At 51.8% G+C, this 17,411-nt stretch carries 11 protein-coding genes; 1 reads left to right on the top strand and 10 read right to left on the bottom strand.

Translation table 11 applies throughout. The features are described 5' to 3' along the window. Positions 1-308: 308 nt before the first annotated feature. Positions 309-1,064 (top strand): MBL fold metallo-hydrolase, encoded by a 756-nt coding sequence (locus DVH26_RS16515; protein WP_239634863.1) that lies wholly within the window; start codon positions 309-311, stop codon positions 1,062-1,064. Positions 1,065-1,138: 74 nt separating this feature from the next. Here the strand turns inward: DVH26_RS16515 and DVH26_RS16510 are convergent, their stop codons facing one another. The 10 genes from DVH26_RS16510 to DVH26_RS16465 form a co-directional block, all read right to left on the bottom strand. Next, a complete protein-coding gene (locus DVH26_RS16510; protein WP_239634862.1) occupies positions 1,139-1,765 on the bottom strand; it encodes a LysE family translocator in 627 nt (208 codons plus the stop codon). A gap of 152 nt (positions 1,766-1,917) precedes the next feature. Further along, positions 1,918-3,351: a S1C family serine protease gene (locus DVH26_RS16505; protein WP_239634861.1), complete on the bottom strand. Its 1,434-nt coding sequence runs from the start codon at positions 3,349-3,351 to the stop codon at positions 1,918-1,920. Positions 3,352-3,573: 222 nt separating this feature from the next. Beyond that, positions 3,574-4,344: a Cof-type HAD-IIB family hydrolase gene (locus DVH26_RS16500; protein ID WP_239634860.1), complete on the bottom strand. Its 771-nt coding sequence runs from the start codon at positions 4,342-4,344 to the stop codon at positions 3,574-3,576. A 60-nt stretch (positions 4,345-4,404) separates the two neighbouring features. Beyond that, the gene (locus DVH26_RS16495) at positions 4,405-5,571 is read right to left on the bottom strand and encodes an ROK family transcriptional regulator (RefSeq protein WP_239634859.1); all 1,167 of its coding nucleotides are present in this window, start codon (positions 5,569-5,571) and stop codon (positions 4,405-4,407) included. Further along, positions 5,561-6,193 (bottom strand): YdcF family protein, encoded by a 633-nt coding sequence (locus DVH26_RS16490; protein ID WP_239634858.1) that lies wholly within the window; start codon positions 6,191-6,193, stop codon positions 5,561-5,563. Before DVH26_RS16490 ends, DVH26_RS16495 begins: the two co-directional genes overlap by 11 nt. Positions 6,194-6,313: 120 nt before the next feature. Then, positions 6,314-9,568 carry a phosphodiester glycosidase family protein gene (locus DVH26_RS16485; RefSeq protein ID WP_239634857.1) on the bottom strand — a complete coding sequence of 1,085 codons (3,255 nt, stop codon included), beginning with the start codon at positions 9,566-9,568 and terminating at the stop codon, positions 6,314-6,316. Between the two features lie 127 nt (positions 9,569-9,695). Beyond that, positions 9,696-11,042, bottom strand: a complete 1,347-nt coding sequence (locus DVH26_RS16480; protein WP_239634856.1) for an ABC transporter substrate-binding protein — start codon at positions 11,040-11,042, stop codon at positions 9,696-9,698. 51 nt (positions 11,043-11,093) lie between these two features. Then, positions 11,094-13,583, bottom strand: a complete 2,490-nt coding sequence (locus DVH26_RS16475) for a phosphodiester glycosidase family protein (protein ID WP_239634855.1) — start codon at positions 13,581-13,583, stop codon at positions 11,094-11,096. Between the two features lie 124 nt (positions 13,584-13,707). Then, complete coding sequence (locus DVH26_RS16470) at positions 13,708-14,808, bottom strand: SGNH/GDSL hydrolase family protein (RefSeq protein WP_239634854.1); 1,101 nt, start codon at positions 14,806-14,808, stop codon at positions 13,708-13,710. A gap of 271 nt (positions 14,809-15,079) precedes the next feature. Next, the gene (locus DVH26_RS16465) at positions 15,080-17,392 is read right to left on the bottom strand and encodes a chondroitinase-B domain-containing protein (protein ID WP_239634853.1); all 2,313 of its coding nucleotides are present in this window, start codon (positions 17,390-17,392) and stop codon (positions 15,080-15,082) included. Positions 17,393-17,411 lie beyond the last annotated feature (19 nt).

Here is a 17,411-nt window from a genome sequence, read left to right as displayed (position 1 = left end):
ATTATACCCTTTTCTATTATATAACCTAAAAGGCGCTTGAACAAGCTGTGTCCATAAGCTCCGAAACGTCTTCCCGAACAAAATCTGCCACAAGCACGACAGTTTTGTTTCCTTGAACCGCCTTCAACATCAGTTGGCAAAGCATCCAAGGAGAAAGATGTTCTATTCTACGAATTAACTATTGACAAATAACTTTATTTATGGTATTATAAAATATTTATCATTTACACACATCTAAACTTTCGATACAATACAAAAGAATGACCCCGGCCGGGTATTTCATATCCTGACAAGGAGTGTGAACCCCTATGCTTATTGCTCAAGGAATTGCCATGCTCTCTATATCCGCTCCTGTAATGGGCCGTATGGACACCGTACATCCGGTTTTACTATGGGATGATCATGACGTAGTGCTCGTCGATACGGGATATCCGGGACAGAAGCAGCAGCTGTTTTCTGAAGCGAAAAGCTGCGGCGTTCCTCTGGAACGTTTGACACGAATTATCATCACACACCAGGACATCGATCATATCGGCAGCTTACAGGACTTAGTTGAGAGCTCCGCCACCCCTATCCATGTATCGGCTCATCTGCTGGAGAAGCCTTATATCCAAGGGGACCGACGGCTTCTTCGCTTTACGGACGAAGCTATAGCGGCAGTCGATAGGATGCCTGAGCAGGTACCGGAGTCGTTTAGAAAAGGACTAAAAGCTCTGATGCTTAATACGCCAAAGGCACCGGTGAACGATGTGATTGCGGGCGGTCAGCGCCTCCCATGGTGCGGCGGCGGCGTTGTCATTGACACACCGGGTCACACGCCTGGGCATGTGAGTATATATCATTCACCATCACGTACCTTGATCGCAGGGGACGCGCTCGTAGTGCGCGACGGATCTTTACACGGAGCCGATCCTGAAACGACCTTCGATCCCGCTACCGCTCACGCTTCCCTAAGCAAGCTTCTGGCATTCGATATAGACAAGGTCGTTTGCTACCATGGGGGCATCTACAGGGATAAGGTTATGGCGCGATTAGAAGAGTTGGTCGCAAACGGGTACAGATAACAGAACAACTAACAACAAAACGGCTGCCGCACGGCAGCCGTTCTCTCGTTCAATAATGCCGCTCGTCCAAACACTCAACGGCTTTGCATAGCTACTTTCAATCCGAGCCCGATATAAATGGTCCCGATTATTTTGCCGCTCCAACGCCCAAGCCAAGAAACCCGCTTCACCACCCGGCTCAACGGCCGGATGCTCATTGCAATACATATCGTATATACCGTTCCCAGCAGCACGAAGATCAAGCCGAGAATTAAAAATTGGAACACCGACGCCCCCCGCTCCGGATGAACGAATTGCGGCAAAAATGCCAAAAAGAATAACGCCGTCTTCGGATTCAGCAGCTCCGTCAACACTGCTTGACCTAGCGATTGTAAAGGCGATAGAGCTTGAACCTTAGGCAGCTGCGGGTCAACGGATTTCTCCATCCACGCTCGGATTCCCAAGTAAATCAGATACGCAGCTCCGGCAAATTTCACTGCCTGAAAAGCCCAAGCGGATGTCATCAATATCGCGGAAAGACCGACCGCGGCAAAAATCGTATGAATCATATCGCCTAATCCTATGCCGAACGCAGCCATAATCCCTGCTTTCCGTCCCCCTTGAACCGTTCGCGTCGCCGTTAGCAGTACGGCAGGTCCGGGTATGAGAAAGATGCCGATAAGTACCGCCAAAAATGCGCCAAGCGTTGCCATGTCAATCATGATGTATCCCCTTTTGTCAAATTGGTTTCCGATTCCTTGCAAAACGAATATTCGTAAGGAAATTGTACTGATTACCCATTTTTTTGTCAATTTGGTAAGGGATCGCAGCAGTATGGTAAAACAAAAAAGGCCGCCTCACGGCAGCCTTTTTGTTATTTTTTCTCTGTGGCATTGCGGTCTCCGACAGTCACTGTGAACTCCTGCTGTTTTCCGTCACGAATGACGGTCAGCTTCACTTTGTCACCGACCTTGGAGGCTTGAATTTTCTTCGTTAAATCCTCCGGTTTGGATAGCTCGGTGCCATTAACGGCAATAATAGTATCGTATGGTCTCAAACCGGCTTCAAAACCCGGTGTTTTAGGCTGGACATCGGCGACATAAGCGCCTTTGGTGTTTGGCAGATTCAAATCCTTCGCCAAATCTTCCGTTACCTCCTGAACGCCGACACCGATATAAGGAGACGGTTCTTTAGGAATACTCACATTGTTTTTCAAGTTTTCAAGAACAGAGCTGATCGTGCTGGTTGGAATAGCAAAACCAATTCCTTGTGCGTCGGCGCTTACAGCTGTATTGATACCTATGACCTCACCATTCATGTTCAGAAGCGGTCCGCCGGAATTACCGGGATTGATGGCTGTATCCGTCTGGAACAAATGCTTGTAATTGCGTGTTCCTTTCGAATCCGGAATGCTGATCGGTCGCTCCTTGGCGCTAATGACTCCCGATGTAACGGTGTAATCGAAATCGTACGGATTTCCGATGGCAACAACCCAGTCGCCTACCTGAACATCGTCGGAATTACCTATCGGCAATGTCGGGAATGGCTGATCTCCTTCAATTTTGAGCACAGCCAGGTCCAGATCATAGCTGTTGCCTAACAATGTGGCTTTATACGGCTCGTCATGTCCTTGTACATACACATTAATTTCATCTGCGCCGTCAACGACGTGTTCATTGGTCAAAATGTATCCGGTCGACTGGAAAATAAATCCGCTTCCCGATCCGCTCGGCTGAAGCTCTTCGCTTTGGTTTTGCTGCGATTGGCCTTGGCTGCCGTCATAGCCGAAAAACTGCCGCAGGAACGGGTCTTCAAGCATTGAATTGCCTTGCTTGCTCGCCTTCACCTTCGTCTCGATTTTGACAACCGCCGGGCTTGCTTCCTTCGCAATGGACGCAATGCTTCCGTTCGTTATAGTGTTGTACGAGGCGGTCTGTGCACCGCCTGCTCCGGCGGATGACGAAGAAGATTGCGCGACTTGGGATGTGCCGTTCACGGTGAACAAGTTGTATTTATCCGCCGCGAACATCAAGCTCCCTACTACAACAGCTCCGGCCAAAAAGGCGGCAAACATGCTTTTCAGGGAATTTCGTTTCGGTGCTGCGTACATCTCATGCTCTTGCTGATTGGAATCCAATGTGACAAGTCCGGAATATTTGAAAAACGAGCTGCTTCGTTTCGGCTTCGTCACTTCCACATTCTCCGCATTTTCGCTGCTTATGCTGTCCTGATCTTGATCCAACGGCGGGTTATACTGGTTCTCCGATTGATGAAGCTTATCATTATCTTGACGATTGTAGTTATCCATAATAGAAAGCCCTCCTGATAAAAGTTAGTCACTTGCGGTATTTGCTGTGGCTTATGACTCTATCATGAGGCCCGAACCTTAAATAGACTTTAAAATAGGCTAAAAGGAAGCTAAAAGATCATAGAGGAATGGAGTCCCGCAAAGCGGAGCTACGAAAAAAAAGAAAACAAGCCAACTTCACATTATCCCATGTGAAATTGGCCTGTTTTTTCTATTCATATTCTAAATGGAGCTTGCAAGCTCCATTTCAACATCCAAACCGAACACATACCGCTGTATCGCTTTGGCCACGCCATCCCGCTCGTTGGTGTCGGTGAATGCATCTGCGACCCGCTTCAGCTGCTCATCCGCATTGCCCATGGCGACACCTAGACCCGCGGCGCGGATAAGACGGTAATCGTTCATGTTGTCTCCGACGGCGATAACCTGGTCCATCCCGATCCCCAGCCTATCGCATACTTTCCGGACGCCGGATTCTTTGGAAATGCCTTGCGGAGAAATCTCCATATTAACCGGAGCCGAACGGGTTATCTCCAAAGTACCCCAGCTATCGACGATATCGCGGAGCCTTTGAATGGTATCAAGATCGTCATGACGGATGCCGAATTTCATCCAATCCCGATCGAACATGGCTTCCGACCAGTTTCGCCTGCTTGTCAAGCTCTCAACGCTATAGCCCCAATAATGAGCGTTCCATTCCTCTGCAAGCGAATGAAGCTCACGTATAAGCTCACGATGAATGTTCGCTCTCTCCCATAGCGAATCAGGATTGCCCCATATTTCCGCACCATTCACTAGGACCATCGGAGATTGCAGCCCCAGCTGCTCCCAATAGGATTGCGTCGTCTGAGTCCCGCGACCGGTGGCGAAGATGACCGTAACTCCCGCCTCTTCCGCTCGGCGGATCCAGGTTTGTGTCTCGTGAGTAATGACTTTCTCCTCGGTCAAAGTCGTTCCGTCGAGGTCTAGAGCCAACAACCGGTATCGCGACATGGTAACATTTTCTTCCTCTCCCGGTCTCCTGCCTTCAATAACAGCAAAAAGACGCTAAACTTATAATGATAAGCTTTCCAAAGGAACATCGAAAAAGTGGTTTACAACAAGCCCTCCGGCCGAAGTGGATTCGTTAGGCGTTTGCGGCAAATGAATCAGCTTAACCCCACGGCACGACTCCGGTATAGTCGAATAAATGCGCTTCTCCAGCAGAGGAAGCAGCCGATGTCCGAGAACATCGATCATCTTGCCCGTTATGAGCACATGGTCCGGGTTGAAGAACGTGATCACGTTGCTGATAGCCGTCCCGATAGCAAGCTCGATTTTGGCGAGTAACGCCACGGCAGTTGGATCATTAGCCTCCAATTGCTCGTCGAACTGCTCGGGTGTCCGCCCCGCATGCCGTCTTAGTCCGCTTACCGAGGCAAAGGAAGTCAAGCAGCCTCTGGCACCGCAATGACATACCGGCGAATCCTCAGCTGCGAAAGCTTTGTAATGACCGAATTCTCCCGCTACATGCGTTGCACCGGTACACAGCTGATTATTCAGTACGAGAGCTCCTCCGACCCCGTAATCCAGCTTGATCGTCACATTATTAGCGGAGTCGGCCAGCCTGCCGTTCAAATTTTCTACAAGAGAGAGCAGGTTGGCATCATTTTCAAGATAGATCGGGAGGTTATAACGGCTCTCCAGCCGTTCCTTCAAAGGGTAGTTTCTCCAGCGCAAGCCTGGGGAATAGATGACGACGCCCTGTTTGGAATCGACCAGTCCCTGGATACTGCAGCCGATCCCCTTTAGCTGCTCGGGCTTTGGAACATGCTTCAACAGCTGATCGACGACTTGCGTTACGTATTCGAGCGGAGTGTCTACATTGGTATATTCGTTGACCTGCTCTGTCACTTCATGAATGATGCTGTGCTGAAAATCAATCAGCGCGCCCCGGACATACTTGACCGCCAATTCAATGCCAATCGCATACATTCCTCCCGTCTTCACGAGCAGAGGGATGGGCTTGCGCCCGCTGCTGCCGCCGACAGGTTCGGTCTCGAGCAAATAATCCTCCTCCAACAGCCGATTGACAATATTCGTAATCGTCTGCTGCGTCAGGCCCGTCTTGTCGGCTAATTCAACCCTCGAGATCGGGCCTTCTGTATAAATGAGCCTCAGCACCTTTTGCTGATTGATCGATTTGAGTAATTTATTGCTGGTTGTTCGTTCAGGCTTCACGGGATGCAGCACCTTTCTTGCTCCCCATCGTCTGGGGCGAATTCATATGGATTGCTTGCTCCAGCCACGGGAGGGTCAAGCGGAAAGCCCGTATCTCCTGAAACGTCAGTTTCCACTGCAGCTTCACGATGCTGTTCCAATTACGGCTTGCATACAGGGACGCCGGGATTTGCAATGACTTCATTATATACCCCATGCGCCGCAAATGAAAAGAATTGGAAATAAGGACACAGCTGTCCAGCCCGTGTTCCTGAAGCAGCGCTTTACAGTTCACCATATTGTGCACCGTATTGCGGGATTGGGTCTCCAAGAGGAGGCAATCATCATCCATTCCCTGCTTCAGAAGGTATTCCCTCATTATGTCCGCTTCCGTAATTTCCGATTTCACAGCCCCGCCGGACAAGATCATATAGCGGTACCGATTCTCGCGAAACAGCCGCATCGCTATATCCAGCCTTTCCTGCAAAAGAGGATGAATGCGGTTACCGTCGCAGCGATAGCCGAGCACAATTAAAGCGTCCGCATCCCTCTTTCTTCTTTGGCTTGTATGCATCCAGACGAAGTACAACAACGGAACTGCCGCTGCCGTACATCCCAAACCAAGTAACAACATTTCCCACATGCTGATATTCCTTTCTGCAAAAAGTAACGATCTGTTAATCAATCAATTTGATTAATTATATTGTACGACATTCAGCGTCATACTTCAATCGAAACCATTCGCAGATTGACGTATAGTTCGCTACAATGCTGAGGTTTCTTCTTCCCCGTTCCCTTCGTTCAATTTGACCTCAAATACTGCTGGTGCAGACCGGTTGCCGCTAGTATCCTCGGCCCAAATGCTGACTTCGTATTTCCCGTGCTTCAACCAAGTCGATTTCATCTCCCGGATTCCAGGCGGCAAAAACTGCGAATCCGCTTCGCCCTCCTTGCCTCCTTCTTTCCCGTTCCGCAAAATAACTATCCGCGTGCCGGCATAATCGTTGTCCGTTGGCGGTGTAAAAGAAGCTTGAATTTCGTGTCCGTGACCGCTGACTCGGATTTGCGAAGGTGACGCCGGAGGCACAGGATCTCCAGCCGTTGTAACTGTTATTGCACCGCTTCGTACCGTGTTGCCGGATGGATCGAAGGCTTCTATCTCAAAGGCATACCGGGTATTGGCTGCAAGGCTGTCTACTGTAGCCGTGTAAACGGATGAGGTGACGGATGCAACGGATACGCCGTCCTGGAATATACGGTATCCGTGCACGGCTGCATTGTCCGCAGCCTCTCTCCAGCTCAGCTTCACGGAATGATAGGTAATATCCGTAACCGTCAATCCCGCTCCGTCTCCCCATCTCGGCGGTTCGGTATCCGGAGCCTTCACCCGGAACGACCATCCAGCGGATGGAATGGCATAAGTACCTGCGCGATCGGCTGCGTCCACGCGTACCACATGCTCTCCTTCGGTCAGATCGTTCCGCAGAACCGCACGAATCGTACCTAGAGCTTCGTCATACTGATGATCTACAGCTACGCCGTCAACGGTGAAGTGGATCGATCCCGGATCGACTCCGGTACCAGCATCGGTTATCCCGATAGCAATCTCAGGTCTAAGCCCCTGCACTTCCGAGTCCGGTGCCGGAGTAGAGACACCGAACACAGGTCCTGTCACATCTTCACCCAAATCCATGTACTCGGCCCGCAAATTGTCCAGATAGACGGCGCCGCTGTTTTTATTCGTTTCATCTGTCTCATTCACAAGCACATAACGAACCTTCAACGGAAAGATCGTGTTCTCGGGAACATCCGCGGTCACATATTTCCATCCGGTCCAATCCAGTCCTCCGGGCTGGGTGAAATTGAAAACGCGGCTCGTCCCCATGCCGTCTGTGACGCCCAAACGAAGCCAATGTCGGTTGGAGTCGCCGTATACCCACATCCCGATCCGGTAAGGCTTGCCTTCCACTTCGCGTCCTATCTCTCCCGCATCGTTCAGCAGATTGACATAAGCGTTAGAGCTGCCCGATTTTCCTGTAAAATCATAGGTCAGCTTCACGGCTTTGGTTCCGTAGCGGACCGGATTCGGCCGGGCAACGGCGGTGATGGTAACGGAGCCGGCGACGGCATTCGATTCCTTCGTCTGCATATTCCCGGTTCCTTCGAATGGCTCCAGCAGCAGCGGCGGCTTGCCGACCTGAACGAAAGCCTCTGCCTTGACTCCGTTATAGGAGGCTGTCACCTTGCCGTCGGCCGTTCCGTTCACGGACTGCAGAGTCCCGTTGGCATCAATGGAGCCGATAGCTCCTTCCGCGGACCAGCCGATCCGATCCGGCGAAATCCAAATCGGTCGCCCCTGCGAATCGGCTGCCGCTGCGGTAAAACGTACCGCTGCGCCCGGTTCGATCACCGCCGGATTCGGCGATAGCGTCAAGCGGTCTGCACGATCTACAACGGTGATGTCGATTAGTTTGACCGCATTTCCGCTTTGTACCGTCAAAATGCCGGAAGCAGGGCTCATGGATGCGGTAAACGCTCCCGGACCATCAAAAGCTCCAATGCTGCCCTGAGCTGACCATTGGACTTCCTCGGGCTTGACGGGTACACCGTTAAAGTATTCGTCCTGCCCTTTCAATTCGAACGACAAGCGGCTGCCTGCCGCAACCTGAACCGGGCTGTCCGGCGATACAACCAGACGGCTTAATGCGGTTACCGGTGCCGTCGACAAGACGGCGATGCCATTGCCGACCTCGCGGTCGTGACCGTCGGACGGACGATTGAGCAGACTCGGATGCTCATCTCCCGGCTGCCTCACGTAGTACGTGGTTGACCCTCCGCCGTCAATGTTAATCGCGTTCTCCATGCCGAGACTTTGCAAATAATACGCGCCCTCCGCCATCGTAATGCCATCGGAGTGACCCGGCTGACGGCCGTCTACGGTCAAGATATACAGCTTGCCTTGTTTCGAAGCAACCATCGTGCGCGGGTGCCTGTCGCTCGTATTCGGATCCGCCGGGTCGAGAACCGTCGGAGACACCTCGCCGTTTCTTATCAGAACATACCCGAGCGTCGAGTTGCCTGAGATTACCTGCTCCGCATCACCAAAACCCTTACTGAAAGCGATGTCGAGCCGTAGTCTCGTCCCTGCGGACAGCTTCTGCCTTATCCAATCCGCCTTGGAGCCGGTTGCCGACAAAACGAACGTGCCCGGCTCGATAGCCGTGTCCGCCGATTCGGCAACTGTCACGACCGTTGCGCTAACCGGCTGGCCGGGGATGAGCTTATAGGCCGGATCATCGGCGCGAACGACGACCTCCACACCGCCTTGCGGTGTCCGTGTTGAGCTTCCGAAACGCCAATTGTACAAGAAAGCATGATTCGTATGCGTTGCGACACGAGTTCTGTTAATCATGGTTAAGGTTAACGATTCGCCGTTGTCTTTGGTCAGCTTCGAGGTCATCGTCACATTATCTTCGATCTTTACGGTATGATCTTTCATAATGGCCATCGCTACTTTGCTGGTCGAAGGTGAGCTGACCAGCTCGCCGTTCGATATCATCAATCCGGACGGAACCCCGAGCGAACTGAAGAAATCCCCGTTCGTTCCCGCCACAGGGCGCCCGCCTTTGCTCTCCAGCTGACGGAGCATCTCATTCACCGTCCCGAGCTCGGACACTTCCCCATGGGATGAAACCGCCTCCACTTTCACGTAAGGATTCGACGGATCGATCTCCAGCAGATGAACGGATTCCTTCAGCCCGTTGCCTGTCAACGTACGGCTCGTATGTACTACGCCCGGAGAGACGGGATATTGACTTTCCTCTATCGTTTGCCATGACACCTTCGCCGAATTGGTCGTTGTAGCTGTAGCTGCTGTAGCTGTTGCCGCTGACGTCGGCGCCTCCTCGGCACGAACAAAGTAAGGCTGTCCAGCCTGCTCAAGGACAGGCAAAATCAGCAGCTGGATCGCAAGCAACGCCGTAATGGCTTTTCTCCAAGATATGCCGACATATTGCATAAGCCCTCACTCACTCCTCTCTTATTTCCGAACGCGAAATGATCGGGAGGCAGCAGAACTGACCAGCATTCCGGCCGTCCGGCAGTGCCTCCTGTTGAACAATGCCTGCCCGTTTGCTTATCCTTACTTATTTTCGCGCCTGCTCGGCCTGCATATAGTTGGCGGCCTTTTCATTCGCCTCGCGCAGAATTGTATTGATGTCCTTCTTGTCAAATAGCATGCCGTTCAAGCCTTCCCGTAAAAACTTATAATTCTCGTTGTCATACTCGGAGTTAACAGGTGCGGGCGCCGGTTTTACCTTGAAAATCCCTTCCAGATTTTTGCCTTTATAAATATCCGTATTCGATGCAAACTGCTTTTTGAGCTCCGGATTGTTTAAGATGGTCAAATTGTTGCCGCGATTCATTTCCTGCTGCGATTCTTCACTGATCATCGTCAGAATGACGCGGTAAGCCGCTTCCTTGTTTTTGCTTGTCGGCGGAACAATGAACGATTGAAACTCAATTTCCCTGCCGATCCCCGGCCGATCGTCAAACACTGGATGACCGGCTACATCCCAGTTGAAGCCTTCTTTACCCCCTTCAGTGAGCTGGGGAAGACGGCTGGTGATGGCGGCAAGCCAAGAAGGGAACATGGCAAGCTTCTGATCTTTTATGAAATAATCGACGCCATATTGAAATTTATTCTTCGGATCGATATATCCGGGAATTTCATACATCTGCTTGAGCAAACCGAATGTTTTCTTATATCCTTCAGAATCGAAGATCGGCTGTCCTTTGTCATTCACGGTGCCCAAGGAATAGCCTCTGGAAAAAGTGCGCTCCGTGCCCGGATCGAAGCCCAAATATTGCACTCCGTTTTCTTCCCGGGTCAGCCTTTTGGACAGCTCAATAATCTCCTCCCACTTCATGCCGTCCTTCGGATAAGGGACTCCGAATCGATCGAAAATATCTTTGTTGTAAATAAGCACTCCATAGTTCAGCGTGTAAGGAATTCCGTACAGCTCCCCTTTTTTCCCATACGATTTGATGGCACTGATGGCTTGCGGTTCAAATTTGCTGAGATCGACTTGATACTTTTTGACGAATTCGTTCATATCGCTGACTACGCCAAGGGGGAGCAGATCGTTCATATAAAAATGCGTCGTAGCAATCAGATCCGGCACCTCGCCGGCAGCGATCATATCGGTTAGCTTTACTCCTTTTATGAGCTCAATGTTAATATTCGGATGCTTTTTCTTGACCGTACCGAACAGGGCGTCCACATCTTTAGGCGTATTGATCGCTGCACTATGGGAGTAGAGCTTCACGGTAACCGGTTCGGTGATAACAAGCTCCTCCGCCTTGGCCGGGGCTTCCGTGCCTGCGGTGTTTCCTTTTGCCGGCGTTTGCGCCGAATTCGAGCAGCCGGCTGCAGCTATCGCAGCGGATAATGAGAGCAGCAGAGCCATAGAAAGACGACTTCTGGTTATCATGGGTTTTCTCACCTTTTTATATTGATTTTGGTTGAACTGTACGAGCGGAGGCTAACCTACGACCGTAAAATGCCAGGAGCATGCAGGTACCGCAGCATTTCGCTCCATATCGGAAGCCTCGACGGTGACCTGGTAAGGCCCGGGCTCTAGGTCCGTATCAAGCAAGCATTCGATTCTCCCTGTGCCGGGAAAGTAGCGGTGGCGCATATGCCTGTCATTGAGCCAAACCCGAATGGACGAAGGATCTACCCCGCTGCCCGGATCGGTCGCGTGAACTTGAAGCAGCGGCCGCTTGCTAGTGACTTCTGCATTCTCGGCAGGCTGCATTTGATCGAACGTCGGCCCCTCGACATCCTCATTGAAATCCGTATATTCCGCCCTGAAATGATCCAAATAGATAACACCTGACGGCTTGGCTCCCGGTGTCCCAACTAATATAAGCGAATGAACCCGTAACGGTGAGCCTTGGGAAGGATCGACTTCTGCGCAAACGTATTTCCAGCCTTTCCAATTCAGTCCGGCCGGTCCGGTTATCGGTAACGAATGCAGGTTCCCTTCGGAATCTTCAACAACGAGCTTCATGCCGTTGCCGCTTCGGTCCCCGTTCACCCATAAGCCAAACCGGAACGGATTCCCCTCGAGCAACCGCCCGGAGAATCCTTGCTCGTTAAGCATCGAAATACGGATATGAGAGTTCTCCGTTCCACTGACGAATTCGTAGGTAAGCCTGCCGGAAAACGTCCCGAAACGAACCGGCAAAGGCCTCGCGACTTTGCTCAGATTAACGGCGCCGGGCACAGTACCCGTTTCGTGGACTCGGATTCCATCCAATGTTTCAAAATCGGCGATCATCCGGTGCGGTTTGCCGACCTGAACGTAGGAACGGGCACGCAGTCCTCCCCAAACGGCAGTGACTGTACCGCGAGCTTCGGTGGTAACGGCTTGCAATACGCCGGAAGCATTCATCTCGCCAATGCTCTCGTCCGAGGTCCAAGATACGAGTTCATTAGGCACTATAATCGGATGACCATAATCGTCGTAAGCACGAATGTACAGTTGACAACTCCCGCCAGGCTCTACAGCAGCCTTGGAAGGAGCAATATCGATCCGGGCTAATGCATCGATTACCTGTACTTGGACGGACCGGGTCACAGCTCCGTGACGGACGATCACTTGCCCGCTTGCGGCCTTAGGTCCGGCAGTGAAACAGCCTTCATCGTCGATTGTGCCGATGGATTCTTCGGCAGACCAATGCAGGTCCGCTGCATGAATCCTGATCGCATTGAGATGCCGGTCATGACCCTTGACACCGAAGGCGATACGGCCTCCGGCGATGATCCGCACCGGATCGGGAGTCACGATCAGCTCCGATAGCTCGCGAGCTGGCGCGCTTGATATAACAGCCAGTGCATTGCCAATTTTTCTCTCGAAGCCGTCGGACGGCCGATTGATCAGCTCCGCCCGTTGTTCTCCCGGGATTCTCAAGTAACAGGTTGTAGAGCCGCCTCCGTCCAGATTGATCGCCTGCTCCATACCGAGCTGCTGCAAATAAACCGCTTGCTCGGCCAAGGTCATCCCGTCCGAATGTCCGGGGCTCCTGCCGTCGACCGCAAACAAATACAGCTTGCCGCCTTTCGTTCCCAGAAAGGTTCTAGGGTGCCGGTCACTGTTCAGCCTTACGTCCGGGTCCCATACAGATGATGGAATGATGCCATCCTGTAGAAGCTCCATGCCCAGTGTGGAATTGCCCGATAACACGTGCACGGCGTTGTTGAAATCTTTATTGTAATTCATGCGAAGTGTAACGGTCTGGCCGATCTGCATATGTCTGCGGCAATGCTCCGCTGCAGAGCCCGCAGCCGAAATAACCCAGCTTCCGGGAGCGATTTCCGCTTCGCCGCATTGTTCTGCAATGGCTTGAACGATTCCCATAACGGGAATACCGGGCTTTAGCGTTAGCTGCCGCTCTGCCGTAGCAACCGTAATTTCCAGACGGCCGGCCGTTCCCGCTCTTTTGTTAGTCGAGCCGTAACGCCACGTATATACGGCAGTCATATCCGCTTGTTTAGGCGAAATGGCGCGGTTCACCATGCCAACCGGTGTCATGTATCCGTTTTCACAGCACAGTTCGGCGCTCATCGTAATTCCTCTCTCCAGCCTTACACTGCCGTCACGCATAACAGCCATAGCGACCTTGATGGTTTCGGGAGAAGTGATGATTTCACCATCAATCATTTGCAGCCCGGAAGGAACGCCCGCATAGCTGAAGAAATCGCCGTTAATCCCTGCGACGACCCTTTTCCCTTCCTGCTCCAACTCCGCCATCAAGTTTCCTACCGTCTCCAATCGATGGACCTTGTGTGAGGAAGAGACCGGCTCCAGCCTGACGTACTCATGAGCCGGGTCAAGCTCTATCATGTGCACGGACTGTAACAGCTGCTCTCCTAAGAGCCTCTGCCTGAAGTGCCTGACGCCGGGGGACACCTGGAATTCGGCTTCGTTGACGATTCGCCACCCGTTATTGAGATGAGTTTGCATCATTGTATCCGGTTGAATGGTATCATTCCACCCTTCTACGATTAAATATTTAATTATAAATCAAATTGATTAATTATTATTTTACGATATCGCTTTCCTTTCTACAATCCTAAATCGCAACTTTATTTTACGGTTCGCCTATTATTTTTTGAATCGCCGGAAGCAAGCCGTTAGCCATACGGGTAAAGCCCAAATCATTCGGATGAACGCCGTCAACCGTGCACTCGTCATACCGTTTGCCCAGCAGGCGGGAGCCATCGACAAAAGCAATCCGTTCATCGCCGTCGCGGTACAGCTTGCCTACGACTTCTTTTGCAAATACCAAACGCTTCTTCCTCTCCGCAGTAACGGATCGATCCAGCAGCTCTTTGGCGTATGGAATACGGGAAACGACGAGAATCGGCACTTCACGTTGAGCGGACCGATATTGCCGGATAAACGGCTCCAGCGTTTGCATATAAAGCTCTGTGCTGCAGTTCGCTTCATAATCGACGACGAAGCAATCGACGCGCGAAATGGTGCCGATGACGGCTGCCAGCTCGGCTTCTCCCTTTCCGTTGCCCGAAAAGCCCAGATTAATGACCTCTCTTGCCAGCGCTCTGCCTATTTGCTGCGGGTAGGCCAATCCCGGACGGCCGGCGCAGCCGCCTTGAGTAATCGACGTGCCGTAAAAGACGATTCTCCCCCGGCTTCGATACGTTTCATCCGCTTCGATGGCGGCGCCTGCAGCAACACCGACGGCAACCTCCGATACGCTTTGGTACAGCGGAAAATTGAGAGTGACCGTACGCAGCTTGTCCGGTTTGCTCCCGCTAAACAGGATGCACTCATAGCCGGATTCATGCAGCTTCATGCGGGATGTTCCCACATACCGTTCCCTCCCCGGCTCCCCGATATAGGCATCGAAGCCGTTTTGCCCGGTTGCAGGCATATGGTCCATCGAAGCAGTACCGCCTAGCCGGACGCGAACAGCCACCCGCTCTGCATCGGTTCGGAAGCGAATTTGCCCGCCTGCGGTGCAATTGGCCAACCGGTCGATAGCGGATGGCAGAGCTTCCTTCGGATTAAGCGGCAGTCTGCGGTATATTCCTTCTTCGGCAAGCCAAGGGAAACCATATACCTGGAACGGCGGCGTAAGCGGAGAATACCACTCCCAGTCCCCTTGCAAAGAATGGGTGCGCATATTGGGATCGAGCTGTTGAGGCTGTACATTGGAACTCCAAGACATGGGCTTCACCCTCCTGACGTTTGGATCGGCACCCGCTCAATTTACTTTTGCGACCGTATGCCGATGATTCCTTATCTTACATGATTCGGGTAAAGTTGAACATAGCGGTAAAAGACCTCCAGGAGTTAAGTTAATCAATTTGATTTATTTATAGTATAGGTTTGCTTTATTAATCGAATGTTTCCTTGATGTGAAGTTTTGGTAAAGATCCCCAAACAAAAAAACAGCCGCCTGAGACGTTGTCTTGGCAGCCGCATATGGTTTGCACTTTTTAAAGTAAAGCTTCACCTTGTACAGAATACATCTGAACCTGACGAATCCGATTCGCATTGCCCACTCTATTGGCTCGTCCTACAATCCGAACATAGCGGGCGAATACTGCTTGAACGGGATACGGCTTCAGCTCATCGCTATCGCTTACCACAGAGCCGATGGGTGTCCAATCGAACCCATTGTCCGATGCTTCAATGTCTGCCGAATATCCGTAGGCTTCGCCGTTCAAAAAAGCGATCGCGACAGATCCGACTTCCACCGCTCGCCCGAGATCATAGCGTATCCACTGCCCATCCCCATAAGAAGCCCAGTAAGTATCCGGTTCTTCCTGAAGCGTATAGGCCGGAATTTTTCCGTGGGATCTGCCTTCCGGAGGAATCGTCATTTCCTTATCAAAGCTGCCTGCCGTTACTTTGAACAGCTCGAACGCTGCCATCCTGGTTGCTTCGTCGTCAAATGAAGACACCGATTCATTTGGATCCGTTAACACAACGAGCCCTTGCTCGCAGCACTGCAATGCTTTTCCCAGAAGCTCCGCTATGGACTTCGCTTGCAGGAATAGTACATTCCCGTAGCGTATAGGAGCATGGTCGATACCCTTCTCTTCCCCGTTAGAGACAACCGTGCACCTGCCTTCGCTTAGAACGCAGGTCGACGCACCTCGGCGAATTCGAATTTCCTCAACGGCTGCTCCCACCATCGTCGTTACGGTGGCAAAGCCCAGTCTCTCGGCTACCGCCTGTACGGGAAGCAGTATCTCTCCATTAAGCTCCAAAGGACAGAGATCCCGGCGGCGGACATCCAGTTTGGTCCGCAGGGAGCGGATGAACATATCACTGCTTCCGGCACATAGTACAGCTGTGTTTCTATCCGTATTCCACGGAACACGTTCTACCGTCGCAAATTGATCTCTAGCTTGGAATAACGGCTCTCCCGCTCTTCGTTTCTGCTTGGTCCACTCTGGCCCCGCATCATCCTCTGTCAATGGCCCTTGCGCAGAAAGTCCTCTCCCGTCTAGCGGCTCTTGTAATCCGTTGTTCGACCTTTGCAGCTCAATGGCTTCGAAGGTGAAGCCTTCGGGTATTCCGGACGATGGCTGTGAATCAATCCGGTTGTTAACATAATCATTCGGGGCAAAAGAAATATTCATAACTGACGCATCCTGCTGCGCTGCCGTGTATACCCGGCCTTTTTCCTTCACAATGACATTGTCCGCGATCCGGTTGCTCTCCGGCAGCAGAACACGCTGCTTGGACGGCCATGCCGTTTTATAACCGATACCGATGTCCAGGTCAACTCCGTCGTTATGAATCAGCACGTTATCGGCAATTGTATTGTTCTTGGACCAGTTGTATACGGGAACCCGTCCCAGAGGCGTACCGGCACGTAAGGTCGGCTGCCATTGATCCGTCAAGTAATCGTCGATGTACTCCCCTGACATAACGCTGATCCCGAAGCCTTGAAGCCCGGTCAAATAATTGCCCTTAACGATATTGTCTTCTCCCGTAATGCGAATTCCCTTAGTTCCGCCCACCTGGCCGCCGATAAAATAATTGCCTTCCACAACCGTATTATGACCGCTCCTGATCACTAATCCGCCTATCGACTCCTTGAACGTGTTGTTTCTGACCGTATCGTGGTTGGACTTCAAGGAGATGACCTCTTCGCATTCGCCGTCGGCTCGCTCGAACAGGTTATTCTCGATGACGACATGCTCCCCTCCTGCGCTCCCGAGCTCGCCGTCGCTGCCGATCCCCATCACTTGAATAATTTCAAGCCCGTTGATTCCGTATGCCGGAATGTCTACGAAATAATTACCGTCAATAAGGTTATGACTCGAATATTTCATATTGCGCAGCAGCTGCCCGGCATAATATTTGCCTTTGAAGTAGCAGTGATTCACTCTATGATGGGAGCCGTCGATGGTGACCCAGAAATATTTTTTCTCCGGATTCGCCGGATGATAATCTATGATGGCCGTTTCGCTCAGTCTGCAATGAGAGGACTCTTTAAGAAATCGGATGACCGTGTCGCTTCCGTTCCGTCCGGGCTGCACTCCGTCTTTGAAAAATAACCCTTCAACGACTACATATTCACCGGCAAAAGTGAGTGCGGACGCGCCGGTCAGCACCGCTTCCCCCGGAGCTTCCGCCTTGATCGTAATAGGCTGATCAGGCGTGCCGCTTGTCTTCAGCTCCAGCTCTACGTCCGTCCAAATCCCGTTCTTCATGACAATGACGTCTCCTGGCAGCGCTTTCTCAACGGCTTGCCGAAGCTCCTCATTCGTTCCTGCTTTTATCAGTCTGCTCATGGACCTTCTCCTTTAGTTT

This window comes from Paenibacillus sp. H1-7 (genome assembly GCF_022354825.1).
GTDB lineage: Bacteria > Bacillota > Bacilli > Paenibacillales > NBRC-103111 > Paenibacillus_S.
The sequence above is the reverse complement of the archived record's forward strand: the minus strand, read 5'-3'. Positions and strand labels throughout refer to the sequence as shown.

Excerpts from the sequence above, each read along its gene's own strand:
- DVH26_RS16515 (WP_239634863.1), top strand. The coding sequence starts at position 309 with ATGCTTATTGCTCAAGGAATTGCCATGCTCTCTATATCCGCTCCTGTA.
- DVH26_RS16510 (WP_239634862.1), bottom strand. The coding sequence starts at position 1,765 with ATGATTGACATGGCAACGCTTGGCGCATTTTTGGCGGTACTTATCGGC.
- DVH26_RS16505 (WP_239634861.1), bottom strand. The coding sequence starts at position 3,351 with ATGGATAACTACAATCGTCAAGATAATGATAAGCTTCATCAATCGGAG.
- DVH26_RS16500 (WP_239634860.1), bottom strand. The coding sequence starts at position 4,344 with ATGTCGCGATACCGGTTGTTGGCTCTAGACCTCGACGGAACGACTTTG.
- DVH26_RS16490 (WP_239634858.1), bottom strand. The coding sequence starts at position 6,193 with ATGTGGGAAATGTTGTTACTTGGTTTGGGATGTACGGCAGCGGCAGTT.
- DVH26_RS16485 (WP_239634857.1), bottom strand. The coding sequence starts at position 9,568 with ATGCAATATGTCGGCATATCTTGGAGAAAAGCCATTACGGCGTTGCTT.
- DVH26_RS16480 (WP_239634856.1), bottom strand. The coding sequence starts at position 11,042 with ATGATAACCAGAAGTCGTCTTTCTATGGCTCTGCTGCTCTCATTATCC.
- DVH26_RS16475 (WP_239634855.1), bottom strand. The coding sequence starts at position 13,583 with ATGATGCAAACTCATCTCAATAACGGGTGGCGAATCGTCAACGAAGCC.
- DVH26_RS16470 (WP_239634854.1), bottom strand. The coding sequence starts at position 14,808 with ATGTCTTGGAGTTCCAATGTACAGCCTCAACAGCTCGATCCCAATATG.
- DVH26_RS16465 (WP_239634853.1), bottom strand. The coding sequence starts at position 17,392 with ATGAGCAGACTGATAAAAGCAGGAACGAATGAGGAGCTTCGGCAAGCC.